This is a genomic window from Humiphilus diazotrophicus (genome assembly GCF_059726315.1).
The window spans coordinates 4,262,366-4,277,779 of sequence record NZ_AP040870.1; the positions used below are offsets into that span (position 1 = coordinate 4,262,366).

The 15,414-nt window shown below is 52.0% G+C and carries 8 protein-coding genes; 4 read left to right on the plus strand and 4 right to left on the minus strand.

Annotation, left to right across the window (positions count from 1 at the left end):
- Positions 1–118 precede the first annotated feature (118 nt).
- The gene (locus AC6I7T_RS18100) at positions 119–3,313 is read left to right on the plus strand and encodes a glycoside hydrolase family 2 protein (protein WP_497788826.1); all 3,195 of its coding nucleotides are present in this window, start codon (positions 119–121) and stop codon (positions 3,311–3,313) included.
- 101 nt (positions 3,314–3,414) lie between these two features.
- On the opposite strand, the gene AC6I7T_RS18105 is transcribed toward AC6I7T_RS18100, so the two are convergent.
- The 4 genes from AC6I7T_RS18105 to AC6I7T_RS18120 all read right to left on the minus strand — a co-directional run bounded on the left by AC6I7T_RS18105 (position 3,415) and on the right by AC6I7T_RS18120 (position 8,516).
- Complete coding sequence (locus AC6I7T_RS18105) at positions 3,415–4,182, minus strand: carbonic anhydrase (RefSeq protein WP_497788827.1); 768 nt, start codon at positions 4,180–4,182, stop codon at positions 3,415–3,417.
- A 582-nt stretch (positions 4,183–4,764) separates the two neighbouring features.
- Positions 4,765–5,934 carry a methionine adenosyltransferase gene (gene metK / locus AC6I7T_RS18110; RefSeq protein WP_497788828.1) on the minus strand — a complete coding sequence of 390 codons (1,170 nt, stop codon included), beginning with the start codon at positions 5,932–5,934 and terminating at the stop codon, positions 4,765–4,767.
- Positions 5,935–6,324: 390 nt separating this feature from the next.
- On the minus strand, positions 6,325–7,980 hold the full coding sequence (locus AC6I7T_RS18115) for a M28 family peptidase (protein ID WP_497788829.1): 1,656 nt from the start codon (positions 7,978–7,980) through the stop codon (positions 6,325–6,327).
- A 35-nt stretch (positions 7,981–8,015) separates the two neighbouring features.
- The gene (locus AC6I7T_RS18120; protein ID WP_497788830.1) at positions 8,016–8,516 is read right to left on the minus strand and encodes a helix-turn-helix domain-containing protein; all 501 of its coding nucleotides are present in this window, start codon (positions 8,514–8,516) and stop codon (positions 8,016–8,018) included.
- Between the two features lie 280 nt (positions 8,517–8,796).
- On the opposite strand from AC6I7T_RS18120, the gene AC6I7T_RS18125 reads away from it, so the two are divergent.
- The 3 genes from AC6I7T_RS18125 (at position 8,797) to AC6I7T_RS18135 (ending at position 14,688) form a co-directional block, all read left to right on the plus strand.
- A complete protein-coding gene (locus tag AC6I7T_RS18125) occupies positions 8,797–9,900 on the plus strand; it encodes an ABC transporter permease (RefSeq protein WP_497788832.1) in 1,104 nt (367 codons plus the stop codon).
- A gap of 259 nt (positions 9,901–10,159) precedes the next feature.
- Positions 10,160–11,701 carry an ArnT family glycosyltransferase gene (locus AC6I7T_RS18130; protein WP_497788833.1) on the plus strand — a complete coding sequence of 514 codons (1,542 nt, stop codon included), beginning with the start codon at positions 10,160–10,162 and terminating at the stop codon, positions 11,699–11,701.
- Positions 11,702–12,093: 392 nt separating this feature from the next.
- Entirely contained in the window at positions 12,094–14,688 is a 2,595-nt protein-coding gene (locus AC6I7T_RS18135) for a sodium-translocating pyrophosphatase (RefSeq protein ID WP_497788834.1), read from the plus strand.
- Positions 14,689–15,414 lie beyond the last annotated feature (726 nt).

A 15,414-nucleotide genomic window follows, 5' to 3' on the forward strand; every position in this document is an offset into this window, starting at 1 on the left:
ATAGGATGATTACTCCATTTTGATCGGACTAGATAACGAAACAGCTTAGTAAAACCATTTACTTTCCCTTACGTGCTTTAGAAAGAGAAATATCCCCCAAAAGGGGTACGATTTTCAAATGTCCCAATTTGAAACTGCTGGCGTCTCTCGCCGTAACTTTTTGCGGGCTGCGGGGGTTACTACCTTGCTTACCGGCATCGATTTTGTCCTGCCGAAGACGGTTTTTTCGGAGCCTCTGGTGTCCGGCGGTATTCATCGTGTGGACCTCGCGGATACCGGCTGGCACATCTGGCCGGATCTCGAAGCGCAGTGGAAAAACGACCGGATTTTCCTCCCTGGAGAATTTGAGATTGCTAAGCTGCCGGTGAATCCTCCCTCCGGTGGGTGGGATGTCCTTTCGTCAGACAAAGGAGTTTTGGCTTCTCTTCCCGCAAGCATTGAACAGTTCTTCTGGGGCAAGTACGGTTTCCGTCCCTACGGCAATGATGAATACAAGTACGAGCCCTCTAGTCCGGCGGCAATTCAGAGCGGGAAAGCGGATTCTGAGGTCAAGAACGGCGCCTATTACGGAGTTTCCTGGTGGTGGAAAGAGATAGATATTCCGGTTGGCTACCGGGGAAAGCGGATTCTGCTGCACATTCGCGGCGCACGTCAACGCGCTGAGGTGTTCCTGAATCGGAAGCTGGTCGGCTACTCGATACTCGAAGAGCTCCCGTTTGAATGCGATCTGACCTCTGCCGCACTACCTGGACAGAGAAATCACCTGGCGGTACGGATTACTAATCCTGGAGGCCGGTTTGATTGGGTAGATCGCAGTTCGCTTCACTGGGGGGATGTAAGCATTCAGAAGAGCCATGGCTTTGGTGCTCTCGATCGGGGAATGGTGCTTACGGCCCATGATCCCGTCCGCATCTCCGATCTCTGGATATTGAATAATGCCGAACCTCACCGTATTACGGCATTTGTTGAACTTGAGAACATTGCAAACGAAACCATTAGTGGCACAGTAAAGTTTGCTGTTCAGGATATTGGCGATAACCATGTGCTGGCTGAAAAACAGCTTCCTGCAAAGGTAGGTCCGGGGAGGCGGGAGAGAATCTCGGCAGATATTAACTGCCTTGATGCTCGCCTCTGGGAGCTTGAAAAGCCAACGCTCTATCGCCTGGTTGTGAAGTTTGAGTCGGAGAAGGCTGTAGATGTTCGTGACCGGAATTTTGGCTTCCGCTGGTTTGCCCCGGAGGGTCTTGGTCAGGATGCAATCTTTCGTCTGAACGGGCGACGTTTGCGCTTATATTCCTCGATTTCTTGGGGATATTGGCCGCTGAATGGGATTTTCCCGACGCCGGAATTTTCGATGAAGGAAGTAATGGCAGCCAAGCAGCTCAATTTGAACTGTCTGAACTTTCATCGAAATCCTGGCAAATACGACGTTTTGGAAGCCCAAGATCGTATGGGACTGCTGCGTTTCATGGAGCCCGGTGGAGGTGCTTTGGCGTCGGAGGTGATTCCTGAGGACGCGTCGAAGTCTGATCCTGCCATTAAGGCCAGGCGTTTTCAGAAGCGTTATGAGGAAGCCAAGATCCTGCATATGATCCGAACCTTCCGCAGTCATCCATCTCTCGTTGGCTGGACCCTACAGAACGAAGGGCGGACAAATCTGACCCCGGAACTCTTCGCCATTTTGGAAAAGATGCATGCCGAAGATCCCAGCCGGTGTGTAGTTGCAAACGATGGTTTCACGATGCGTTCGCATCAGGCCTGGTACGAACCCTATGGAGAAAAGCTTCACACCTCTCCTTTGCCAGGAGAATCTCCAGCTCCGGATCCAGAAATTAATTCTGCGGGCGGATGGTGGGACGATCATCAGGCCGCCAATTCCGATGTCTGGGTTGATGCCCATTGGCAAGGACCGGATAACTACCAATGGCGTTCGAAGAACAAAGGCGAGATCGTCCAATGGGGAGAGATGGAAGGCTCTGCGATGCTGGATAATCACTCGCTCATCCTCTCGCAAATTTCCAGTCACGGCGGCAAGAGTTACGACTTTGTCGATCACAAAGAGATTAACGATGCCTACGAGGCATTTTTGACGCAATGGGGATTCCGCAAAGCATTTCCTACAACGAATGCACTTTATAACGCGTTAGGAAAGCGCTGTTATGAGACGTGGCGTCAATATATGGAGAACGCACGCATCTGTGAGGAGAATGATTATCTTGCGATTTCTGGTTGGGAGTCGACTGCTATCGAGAACCATTCCGGAATTGTCGATGTCTTTCGGAATTTCAAATCTGATCCGACTCTGATCAGTGAAAGTCTTGTTCCCGTACGTCCGATAGCAAAGCAGCATGCGATGGTCTACGCCGTAGGGACAATCGCGACCTTCGATCTGTTTTTCCTCAACGAGACCGACAAGCCCGTTACAGGGAATTTGATTTTTTCCATGACCGCGCCTTCAGGTAAGAAGACGGAAATTGGCAAGTTTCCTGTACCCGATTATGTGAAAGATCAATTCAGCTATCCGGTAAGGATGGGTGTCGATACAACGCCTCTTGAAGAGGAAGGTGAGTATCTCTTTGTGTTTTCGCTGAATGGCAATCCTCAAACGACTCAGAAGCGGCAGATTTGGGTGACCAAGACAGCACTGGAGTTGGAGAAGCCAACCAGAGTAGGACTGATTGGCGGTTCGGAAGAGGTTTCTGCCTTGATCAACAAGATAGGAAACCTTGTTATCGAGCCATTTACGGCGAATGGCAGATATGACCTCCTGGTTGTGGCTGCAGATCCACCAAAGAAGAAAGCGGAATTTGATGCAGAAGCCGGTTACAAATCCTCCGGTGTATCTGAAGCAGTCTTTGAACTGCCTTCCGAAGTAATTCAGCTGGTTAAAGACGGCAAACCGCTTCTGGTGCATGCTCTTACGGATGTAGTTGCAACAGGTACAGCCAAGGCTCTGGCCGCTGCCGGATCACTCGATTACGCGGGCATGGTGGGGCTTTCCCGTGCTCCCTGGATGGGAGCTTGGTATTTCAATCGGGAGCATGCTGTCTATGCCGGAATGCCAGCGAACCAGGCACTGGGTGTCTATTACCAGGTGAAGGGGAATCCATCGAATGGCTGGATAGTGTCCGGCTCCTCTGTAGAGGTGATAACCGGATACAGCCGGGATCATGATCGAAAGATTGGAGCAGGAACTTTCGTTGCGAAATTAGGGAAGGGCACTATCTTGATGCACCGGGTTCCACCGATGCAGAAGGTCCTACAGCAGCGGTTCTATAACAATGCTGTGCAGTGGCTGCTGTCGCATGCTTAAGCGGCTACTCTAGCTGATCGAGCCGGTATTTAGGGAGAGTGCACAGTTGAAAGCTGTGATCCTCTCCCTGCTTGTTGTTATTTGTAGCTATAACAATTGCTTTAGTTGTTGCTCGCCAAGACCGTGCGGCCATTGAGAGACTGAACAGGCCGTGCATTCTTCTTATAGTGCTTGGCAAATATATGGACCTGCTTGGGCGAAACCTCTTGAGGATTCTTCATCACAAACCAGCGAACGCCTTCGGTGCAGGGCGGTGTCGTCAAGGATCCGGTCAGGGTATAGTAGCCGAACGAAGACGGTAATAGATCCTTGGCGTTGATTGTTACATCCGCCAGTGACAAGGGCTGTTCTTTTGTCTTCGGCAGGTGGTTCCACAATACATCTACCATCTGGTTCGCGTGGGACTTCTTCAAGAGAACGGCAACAACTGCAATGTTTCCATCCGCGTCCTGATGGACCAGGTGCACAACCATCTCAGTCGGACGTCCGTGAATGCGCTCTTCGCTGGGATGATGGAAGTGGAACTGCTTTAGCTGATAGACCTTGTCTCCAACGTGGAGCGTGCTGCCAGGAGCATAGTTCACCATGATGGTGTGTCCGTTATCGACAATATCGAGTGGCGCGGGCTTGTAGTCGAACTGTAGCTCCGGCAAATCTGATTTTGTAACTGATTCGATATCAATTGGAGACTGCGCCAGTCCTGAGCCGCAGGCAGCATATTTCGGATCGAGGTTTCCCCAGTGTGTGGGACCTTCCTCTCCGACGTAGCCCCAATGTTGAACCTTGGATTGTTTATGTGCCCCTCCAAGAGCAAATGGACAAAGGATGGACAAAGCGAAGCAAAGTAAACCCGTAAGTCTGATCGACACGTGGTTCTCCAGTGATTTGGAGCATTTTCGCTTTTAGTATGGTCCAGCGGAATTCAATGCAGTGTGGCCGTTCTTTGACGGAACGGCCACGCGGTCATTTGTTCCTGGTCTACAGCGAAAGCGAAATTGCTCTAGTTTTTTGAGTTTATGGAGAACACAATAGTCCAATCGCTTCCGGATGTGGACAGGAATTGACCTGGGAAATCCGGCTCAAGCCCCAATATGGACCTCAAGATAGTGTTTTGAAATGGAAGATCAGCCCGGCGAATCTATCGAAAATACGCTAAATATCTCGTGTTTAGTTACCGATAGGGGCGTGGATTGTGTCCCGAAAATGTATCTTCAAGAAGCGCTGGTCTTTCCCGCTTTGCGAAATAAAGGGGCTTTATGCGAGATCCTTGCATCCTTATTGCAGAATATGAAACAACGTTTTGATATCAACGACATACCGAATTTCGGAGAAGCGACGCGCCATATGGAACGTCTCTCCTCCGAGAGTTCAAAGAAGAGAGCAAAAGCGAAAAGCCCCAGGCTCTAAATGAGCCTGGGGCTTTTGCGGAACGTCAATAATCTGCCGCTATCTTACTTTGCAGAAGCTTTCAACCCTGCCTGCTCTGCCAGAGTTGCAGCCTTGTCGGTTGCTTCCCAGGTAAAGTCGGCATCGTTGCGACCGAAGTGGCCGTAAGCTGCTGTCTTCTTATAGATGGGGCGACGGAGGTTGAGGCTCTCGATGATGCCCTTTGGCGTCAGTTGGAAGTTCTTGCGAACCAGCTCGGTCAACTTGCTGCTGCTGACCTTTCCTGTGCCGAAGGTCTCAACCAGAACGCTGACCGGCTCGGCTACGCCGATTGCATAGGCCAGCTGAACTTCAGCGCGATCTGCCAATCCAGCTGCGACGATGTTCTTAGCGATGTAGCGAGCCATGTAGGCTGCGGAGCGGTCAACCTTGGTTGCGTCCTTACCGCTGAAGGCGCCGCCGCCGTGACGACCCATGCCGCCGTAGGTATCGACGATGATCTTGCGGCCGGTTAAGCCGGTATCGCCCATCGGTCCACCGACGACGAAGCGTCCGGTCGGATTGATGTGATACTTGGTGTTCTCGTCGAGAAGATTGGAGGGAAGAGCAGCCTGGATGACGTGCTTCAGGATGTCTGCATGGAGCTCTTCATTGGAGATTGTCTCTGCGTGCTGGGTCGAAATGACGACAGCATCAATGCGGACAGGCTTGTTGGAGCCATCGTATTCCACTGTAACCTGGCTCTTGCCATCGGGACGCAGATAAGAGAGCAGCCCGTTCTTGCGAACCTCGGTCAGTTTCATCGTCAGCTTGTGTGCCAGCGCGATCGGAGTTGGCATTAACTCGGGAGTCTCGTTCGTTGCGTAGCCGAACATCATGCCCTGGTCGCCGGCACCGCCGGTATCAACGCCTTGAGCAATATCTCCGGACTGCTTGTTGATGCTGGAGATTACGGCGCAGGTATTCGAATCAAAGCCGTAAAGAGCGTTGTTATATCCGATGGAAGCTACTACTCCGCGGACCAGCGTCTGAAAATCTACATATGCTTTGGTGGTGATTTCACCAGCGATGACTACCAGACCGGTTGCCGTAAGGGTTTCGCAAGCGACACGGCTATAGGGATCCTGCTCCACGCAGGCGTCCAGGATTGCATCAGAAATTTGATCGGCGATTTTGTCCGGGTGACCTTCCGTCACCGACTCCGAGGTAAACAAAAAACGGTCGTGTTGAGACAAAAGAGTCTCCTCCTAGATTGGTTGCTGTTGGGTCTTGCAAATTGACCTCCTGCATCTCTGTTTCTCCCTGGAAGCCTTCTTGAGGGAAAGAACCACCTGGAGAACGACCGTGAGCTGTTCCTCCTCTGGATAGGAAACACACTCAAGTGACGCAGGCCTGCCTAATACAACTCAGCATTTAGACAACTGCAAACATCCTACTAGTTCCCTGTAACCCCGGCAAAGTCTTTCAGCCAGGTGGGAAGGATACAGGTCAGAGTGGGAGAGATTTGCAGTTAATGGAACAGAACCAGGACTTTCTGGCTTCGGGACCTGTGACCGGTATAGATAAAAGAGATAAATCTGTAGAGGCAACATTAACTCACTGGTTAATATTGCCTCTGCTGTAAATTATTGATTTACCTGATTGTTGGGCGTGTTTACAAATTGAGGGCTATTGCGGCCATCCGCGAAGCTCCAGGCGGAGAGATAAGCCAGGCGAATGATCTTGGCCATCTTTTCATAATGGATCTTGTCTGCCGTGTCGGACGTGTGGTGATAATCCGGATGGAAGCCGGTAAACCACCAGAAAGCCGGTACATTTTTGAGGACGAAGGGGAATTGGTCGCTACGGAAAAAGACGTTGAGAGCCGATTCGTGATCGAATCTGTCGTCCAACGTCAGTCCCACCCGTCGATTTTCCTCTCTGACAACTTTGGCGTAGTCCGGACTGTAGGCTGCCCCTATTAGATTGAGGCGATTAGACGTATCCGCAGGGACACTGATCAGACCCTTGGTTTGATTGCTCTCCTGCTCATCTCTGCCGATCATGTCGAAATTGATCATGGCCCGAGTCGTTTCAATCGGACGAAGCGGATGGCTCGCCATCCAGAAGGCCCCCAGCAGGCCACGTTCTTCAGAAGCAAAGACTATAAAGAGGATGGAACGTTTCGGCCGCGCTTTGTTCGCAGCGAAGGCATGCGCCAGAGAGACCACTCCAGCGGTTCCCGAGGCATTGTCGTCGGCACCATGCCAAACCTCTTGTCCGCTGATTCCGTTGTGGTCATGATGTGCGCTGATCAGAATAGTTTCTTCCTTGAGCGCAGGAGCCGAGCCTTCCAACAGTCCCGCAACATTATATGTAGTAGCATTCCGCACCTGTGCGTTATGGAAATGCAGTACGACCTTTGTATCCGCCAGCGGGAGCGAGTGAGCCTTGAGATTGTCGTCGATCTTAGCTTGTAAGTCTCCGCTTCGCATGTCGGTGGGCTGCAGTAAGGTTCTGGCAGCATCGTCCGAAATCGTGACGATAGGGATGTGGAGCTCATCGTCGGCTAATGCTTGCAGTGGGATAGGTGTCGTTCTCGCCTCGGATCCTCCGATTCTGGCAATTCTCTCCAGATTCGAAGGGTGTCTCCGATTTGGTTCTCCGACAATTAGCAGAGCAATTGCGCCATGTGCCTGAGCCGTCAGCGCTTTGACTCTGGACGTGGCGTAACGCGTGTTTCCTGTTCCATTAAAGATGGATTTCGGATTGTCTTCCTGTGGCTCATGGTCGAAGACTAGGACAACTTTGCCGCGAACATCGATTCCGGAGTAGTCGTCATAGCCCAATTCCGGTGCCGTAATGCCGTAGCCTGCAAAGACTACGGAGCCGGACAAATTGATGTCCTGCTTATAGGCTCCGGAGATATCGGGGAATTTCCACCTGGTCTCTCTTCCGCCTCGCTCCATGGCTATGTAGCTGGTTTTTCTGTCCGGTTGGAATTCCACCAGAGCAACGGGCTGCAGATAACTTCCATTCGCGACTGGCTTTAGCCCCGCTTTTGCGAATTCGGAGGCCACCCACTGGGCTGCTACGTCATCTCCGGTTTGCAGCGACATGCGACCGTCCAGGGCATCGGAAGCCAGGAAGGTCACATCCGCCCTTAAAGCACTTTCCTGAATTGTCTTGTATCCATTGGAGATACGGGAAGGTGCTTGAGCTTGTAGGGAAGTGCCAAATCCCGCAAATGCAGGAAACAGGAGAAGCAAAAGAGAAAATCTGAAAGACGCACTGGGGGTCATTCACGAGAGGATACACCGACCGGAGAGGGAAATTGTCAGCTTAAGGTGTCTGGAATCTGAGAATTTGCTGAGGGCAGGATGAGGATTGTGGTTTCGCTGCTGGTAGAAGAGTGTGCGAATTCTTCTTTCTTCTTGACGTAACCGACCACCAGATAGGCCACAACCGCCAAAATCAACAGCAAGACGATCACCCCAGCCCATCGGAGTCGTTCGGTTCCCTGGTCGCGGTCGCCTTGCCTGTTCTTCCCTACGTTTTCAGCAAATTCGATCCAGCTGGCATCGTCGTCGGTTACAGCACCGCTCTCCTGGTAAGCGTTCATGAAACGGCCTACCCAGGCATCTTCATCCAGACCCACCACGCGCGCATAGCTACGAACGATGCCTTTATTAAAGACACCGCCAGGCAATTGCCGGAACTGTTCCTGTTCCAGTGCCATTAGGTGACGGCTGCTAATCTTCGTCGCCTCGGTGATCTCTTCGATCTCAATACCGCGAGACAGCCGTTCTTTTCGTAACTCTTCGCCGAAACGTCCCATTACGCTATATCAAACCCTTGGAACCGTTGATTAGATAGCTCTGGCCCATAACATAAAACTGCACCACAAGAAGGTCAAAAGAAAAATCTTTTTTTTCGCTTTATTTTCCTTATTTTCCTTTTACCTGTGGCTGGAGAGGGGCCGAAATTCCCAAAAACTCTTGGATGCATCGGAAGTGTTATGGTGCTTTTGCGAATATCTTCCATCCCGTTACGGAATGGCTTCCCTCCACAATGCTACGCTGAAAGAAGGCCGTTCCAATAGAGGCCGCGGAATTTGCATGAATAAGCTGGTCATAAATAACGTACTTCACCGCCCCTTGCGCACAGTAATCAGTGTATTTGCCGTTGCGGTGGAAGTTGTCATGATTCTCTCGATTACCGCCATTATGCTGGGCATGCTTACTGGCAGCCGGAATCGCCAGATAGGTATCGGTATGGACTTGTTTCTCCGTCCCCCGAACAGTACTTTCCTTTCCGGAGTAAGTGGCGCGCCCGCACCCATCAAAATTACCGATATCGTAGGCAATTTGCCACACGTCAAAGTTGTGGCTCCTATCATCGCTCAGCTAACTACCAGCAATGCGGTGGAGACAATTTACGGCATCGATTTCGCTAGCTATAACGGACTGAAGCCCTTTGTCTTTATTTCGGGTGGGCCATTTCAAGGCCCGTTCGATGCGGTAATCGATGACATTCAGGCTCGCAGCGACCATGGTTATAAAGTGGGCGACAGCATTCAGGTGCTGAACCACACCTTCAAGATTTCGGGCATCGTGGAGCATGGAAAGGGCGGACGCAAGTTTATCCCTATAACTACGATGGGAAACTTGATCGGCGCCGAAGGTAAGGCGTCGATGTTCTATGTCAAGGCCGACGATCCTGCCAATATTCCCGCAATTATTCAGGAAATTCACAATACTCCCGGCATGAGCGAGTATCAGGCGCAGACACTTGACGAGTATCTATCAATGATGACTCCAGAGCATCTGCCCGGTTTGACAAAGGCTCTGAATACAGTAATCGTCATCGCTGCGGTTATCGGTTTCCTGGCTATCTTTCAATCGATGTATACCGCCATCATGGAAAGGACCCGTGAAATCGGAGTTCTGAAATCGATGGGAGCCTCAAAGGGATACATCGTTCAGGCTGTACTTCGGGAATCAGTCTTGATTACCAGCGTCGGCATTTTGGTCGGAGTCGGCTTGACCTACGGAATTCGTGCTTTCCTGCATGTCAGGTTCCCGACCATGGATTTCTTGCTCACAACCCGCTGGCTGATTCAGGGAATCGTGATTGCCTTCCTCGGCGGTATTGTGGGAGCGTTCTATCCGGCGCTGAAAGCTGCAAAGAAGGATCCGATCGACGCACTCGCCTACGAATAGAAAAGAAAAGGCGAAAGCATCAGATTGTGGTGCTGTTTCTTATACAGAGAAACAGCACCCGGCGTGACGGTATACTTTTAGCTAAGAATACGAAGAGTTTTCGATAGCCATTTCCCCAGTGGTATTTGGTGTTTTCGCATTCGGGCGGTCTCATCAGGCACTGAGCGGACAGAAGTTTCTTGAAAAAGGAAAGTGTTACCTGGGTCCCTTGCTCGACTGCGCCGAATTTGGAAACACGATTAGGAGTTAGCAAGCCAGAATGAATCTCAAACGTTGGGGCCTTTTTCTTTGGGTCTCGTGCATCGTCGTGTTTGCAGCACTTCATTTTGTCCACCTCAGCGCAGACTTTCCCAACTACTCCCGCTGGATGGATTGGTCCAAGTACACCGATGAAGGCTGGTACGGAAACGCAGCCATCCAATATCATCTGACCGGTTCGTGGTTCGTTGCCGGAGACTTTAACACTGCAGCGGCCCTGCCGGTATGGCCCTTCCTGGAATGGATTCTGTTCTTCTTCACCGGCGTTAGCATCACCGCCGCTCGAGCCCTCTCAGTCGCTCTCTTTCTTGCCAATTTGACCCTGAGTTACAAGCTTCTCCGCTCGCAGAATGCGCGTTGGATTGCGCTGCTGGGAGTAACTCTTCTGGCAACGAGCAGCTATCTTTACTGCTTTTCGCGGCTGGCAATTCTCGAACCGCTACTAATCTGTCTGACGCTCTCGAATTTGAATCTCGCGATTCGCGTCCCGAAGATGCGTTGGCCTCTGTTGACCTCGGTCGTAATCGGAGTGCTGTTTACTCTGATGGTTCTTACCAAGACGACGGCCGTCTTCCTGGCTCCAGCCTTGGCCTGGGCCTTCTGGTATCCGCAGAGGAAAGAGTTCTCTGCTTTTGTTCGTCGCGCCATCGCTGCTGCCGGTACTTCAGCTGTACTGTGGGGCTTTTACTTCTTCGTAATGGTGCGTCCTCACTACCTGAAGGATTACAAGTACCTCTTCTTCGTGAATGTCTATCAGAAGCCCACTACCATCTTTGGGTGGATCGCCGCCTACTACTACTCTCTCCATGGCAGTCTGTGGTGCGATCGAATTCTGGTTCCGTTAGCCGGAATTCTGGTACTGCTGACACTGCTTTTTGCCCGGTCGTTGTGGCGCAATCCAGTCTTCGTTTCATCTCTGATTGCTATAGCCGGATATGTATTCTTTGTCGGCTATCACAACAACATGCAGCCGCGCTATTACGCTGTGGTGGCCTTCTTTACCTTCTTCGTCGTTGCCCAAACCTTCGCAGCGCTTTTACAGAATCGTAAAGCTTTGGGTTACGCGGCACTGGTTCCTATTCTGGTCGCGGTCGGCTGGAACTCGATCGAACTGCTCTCCTTTGTTCGTCATCCCCAATACACGTTCGTTAACGCGGCCCGGGATCTGACCCGATACATCGATGAGCATCCGAATGGTAATCGTATCCTGCTCTCCATCAGCGGGAATGACGTCCAGTTCATCTCGCATATTCCTTCCATCTGCGACGATTTCGGCACGCTCGATCTCCCCAACCGCATTCGCAAATTCAAGCCAGGCTGGTATGCAGCATGGAACGATCTCGATCCCGGAACCTTGGAAGACTTGCACACGCAGTACTCGCTTGAGCAGGTAGCAACCTTCCCGGCTTTCGATGACGAAGACAGAAATGAACTGGTCCTCTTCAAGTTGCATCCGCTTCCTGCAGGCATGCGTCTCGATCCTGGAGACCAGGATTTGACCCAACCTCTGCCCTGGGACAAGTTCTCTGTTCCCATCGAGTAGTTGCTATAGCATTTCCCGAAAAAGTGTAGATCGAAGCAATAGAAGTTGGCGCGGCTTTCCGCCAAAGACCGGGGTCCCTAGCAAACCTGCCTTTGGTTTGCTGGGGTGGAGAGGAAGCCGCTCTTCACCCTACTTGGAAAGTTCACAGGATTTCGGGAAATGCTTTAAAACATCTCAGACTTTTGCAACACTGCTTCAAAAAAGGACATACCAAAGGTGCCGATTCTCATTGATTTCCGTGAGATTTTCGGCACCTTTTCTCTTATTTTGAAATTCTTTCGTTTTCCCTCTCTTCTGTCGTATGTTCCGTGTGCTAATCTCCCGTGTTCTTCTCCAACGGGTGAGGTCGCGTTCTGAAGCTCTTTCAACCAGCTTCGGAGGGAGGATACTAGGTGACTGTTACAGGTACAGGATGGATGTGGTTCTTTCTTGCAATGAGCACTCTATCGCTCATTGTCGCAGTCTTTGCCCCTCGGGTGACCGGTTCTAAAGCCGGCACGGTAGCCATACAGCGAATCACAAGCGCTATCAAGAAATACACGGGAGTATTCATGAAGCGGCAATACAAAACCGCAGCTGCCGTCCTGGGTCTGATGGTTTCCACCTTCGCCAATGCACAGACGGAACACGGGGGCGGCGGAGAAGCCAGCCTTGTGCTCCCGGATCTGACTAGACCGGATCTGAGCTTCCTTGGCTTGAGCGGACACAACCTGCTCTTGATTGGTCTGCTGTTCTGCATAGGCGGGCTGTTGTTCGGCATGGCAATTTACGTCCAGTTGAAGAACCTGCCGGTTCATCGCACCATGCGCGAGGTATCCGAGCTGATCTACGAGACCTGCAAAACCTATCTTTTCACGCAGGGCAAGTTCATCCTCCTACTCTGGATCTTTATCGCAGTCATCATCTCGCTCTATTTCGGCGTTCTGGCGCCGGTGGGCAATGTCGCGGTGACTCTGCCAATTATCTTGCTGTTCAGCCTTGTCGGCATCGCGGGTAGCTACGGTGTGGCGTGGTTTGGCATTCGCGTAAACACTTTTGCCAACTCGCGGACAGCATTCGCGGGATTGCGCGGTAAGCCGTATCCCTGTTTTGCGATTCCGCTGAAGGCCGGCATGAGCATCGGCATGGCTCTGATTTCGGTCGAACTGCTCATCATGCTTTGCATCCTGCTATTCATCTCCGGCAACTACGCTGGTCCGTGCTTCATCGGCTTCGCCATCGGCGAGTCGCTGGGCGCAGCGGCTCTGCGTATCGCTGGCGGCATCTTCACCAAAATTGCCGACATCGGTTCCGACTTGATGAAGATCGTCTTCAAGATCAAGGAAGACGACGCGCGCAATCCTGGTGTAATTGCCGACTGCACGGGCGACAACGCGGGCGATTCGGTCGGACCCTCGGCTGACGGTTTCGAGACCTACGGCGTCACCGGCGTAGCCCTGATCACCTTCATCCTTCTGGCGGTTCACGACCCGAAGACGCAGGTACAGTTGCTGGTGTGGATCTTCGTCATGCGCGTGGCGATGCTGCTTTCCAGCGCCGGAGCTTATTTCCTCAACGGCTTTATTGCTCGCGCCAAGTATCACAACGCTGATGAAATGGACTTCGAGGCGCCGCTGACTTCGCTGGTTTGGGTCACCTCGATCCTCTCCATCGCTCTGACCTACGTCGTTTCCCACCTGCTGATTCACGACATGGGCGACGGCTCCATCTGGTGGAAGCTGGCTTCGATCATCTCCTGCGGAACGTTGGCAGGTGCTCTGATCCCCGAATTCGTCAAGGTCTTCACTTCAACCAAATCTGCTCATGTGCAGGAAGTCGTCACTTCGGCGAAGGAAGGCGGAGCTTCACTGGGTATCCTGTCGGGCTTCGTAGCCGGTAACTTCTCTGCTTATTGGTTGGGCCTCTGCATGGTCGCGCTGATGGGAGCGGGCTATTACTTCAGCACGGGCATCCCGTCCGGAGCGACTGGACTGATGCTTGCTCCGGCCGTCTTCGCCTTTGGCCTCGTTGCTTTCGGCTTCTTAGGCATGGGACCGGTCACGATTGCTGTAGATTCCTATGGGCCTGTCACTGACAACGCTCAGTCCGTCTACGAGCTTTCGCTGATTGAAAATGTTCCCGGCATCGAAGCCGAGTTGAAGAAGGATTTCAACATCGACGTGAAGTTCGAAGCCGCCAAGCATTGGCTGGAAGCCAACGACGGTGCAGGCAACACCTTCAAGGCTACGGCAAAACCGGTACTGATCGGCACGGCTGTAGTCGGTGCAACAACCATGATCTTCTCGATCATCATGGCCCTGACCGGCGGACTGCAGCACCACGTAGAGAGCCTCTCGCTGCTGCACGCTCCCTTCATGCTCGGCCTGATCAGCGGTGGCGCGGTGATCTACTGGTTCACGGGCGCTTCCACTCAGGCGGTCAGCACTGGTGCTTACCGTGCGGTTGAGTTCATCAAGAAGAACATCAAGCTGGAAGGGGTGGAGAAGGCATCGGTTGCCGATTCGAAGAAGGTGGTCGAAATCTGCACGAAGTATGCGCAGAAGGGTATGTTCAATATCTTCCTGGGCGTCTTCTTCGCCACGCTCGCATTCGCGTTCTTTGAGCCGTTCTTCTTCATCGGCTACCTGTTCTCGATTGCGGTCTTCGGCCTGTACCAGTCCATCTTCATGGCAAATGCCGGCGGTGCCTGGGACAACGCGAAGAAGGTCGTCGAGGTCGATCTCCAACAGAAGGGAACGCCTCTGCACGACGCAGTCGTGATCGGAGACACCGTAGGCGATCCGTTCAAAGACACCTCGTCTGTGGCGATGAACCCGATCATCAAGTTCACGACTTTGTTTGGATTGCTCGCGGTCGAGCTTGCAGTCACGCTCAGTGTGAACAACGGTATGCTCGCACACGTGTTGGCGGTTGCGTTCTTCCTGGTCTCATTGTTCTTCGTGCGGAAGTCGTTCTACGGCATGAGGATTGAAAGCCAAGAGAAGTAACTGCTTTGTAGTGAACACATTTGTCATCGAACAGGTGCTCAAAGCAAGAAGGCCCGCGCTAGCGCGGGCCTTCTTCTTGCCTCTTCGACCATTTGCACCGGATTCCTGTGAGAGAAGGATGCCCTTTCTGTGCCGGTTGGGGTAAGCGGGAACCTCGGGGATTCTACCCCGCGAAATTAGCTTCCGCTGAGCCGACCTTCATTGCCGTCCTGGGTTAGATTCACAGGCTGCCTTTTCAGAGAAACTGCAGGTCAAACTATCCCTCTTCTTATTAAGCATTTGTGCACTATTACTTTGGTTTGGCGCTCTATTCCTAAAATAGAACTCCTATAGAACTCCTTTCGAATGTTGCCTCTGCTTAGGCCAGGGATGCGCACCCCTGGGCCTGAGTTTTTGCCCAGAAATCCGCAATTCCCACAGGTTTCCACAACTTTTGCACTGCTTGTGCGTCTTGTGGAAGGTTCTTCAAAAGCGTAGTTTCTCCTAGGTGTTCCTTCCCGATTCGGTCAGGTCGTAAATCGTGCAAATCTCACCAGGAAAAGTTTTTCTCCGCTCCAGATGCGGCTTCGGCGCGTTCTCCACAACAATTTGGTTGGGCCGGGAAGAGGTAACTGGAAATTCACGTAGAATACAACATGTTGTGGTTGGTGCTTGACAGTGCCTATAGACAGCGCTACTTTCGCACCTACGACCTTTGGGTGATACCGGGTCACACGGCGGTTCTGG

Bases quoted from the DNA above. Each gene is read 5' to 3' on its own strand.
- AC6I7T_RS18100 (WP_497788826.1), top strand. From the start codon at position 119: ATGTCCCAATTTGAAACTGCTGGCGTCTCTCGCCGTAACTTTTTGCGG.
- AC6I7T_RS18125 (WP_497788832.1), top strand. From the start codon at position 8,797: ATGAATAAGCTGGTCATAAATAACGTACTTCACCGCCCCTTGCGCACA.
- AC6I7T_RS18130 (WP_497788833.1), top strand. From the start codon at position 10,160: ATGAATCTCAAACGTTGGGGCCTTTTTCTTTGGGTCTCGTGCATCGTC.
- AC6I7T_RS18120 (WP_497788830.1), bottom strand. From the start codon at position 8,516: ATGGGACGTTTCGGCGAAGAGTTACGAAAAGAACGGCTGTCTCGCGGT.
- AC6I7T_RS18115 (WP_497788829.1), bottom strand. From the start codon at position 7,980: ATGACCCCCAGTGCGTCTTTCAGATTTTCTCTTTTGCTTCTCCTGTTT.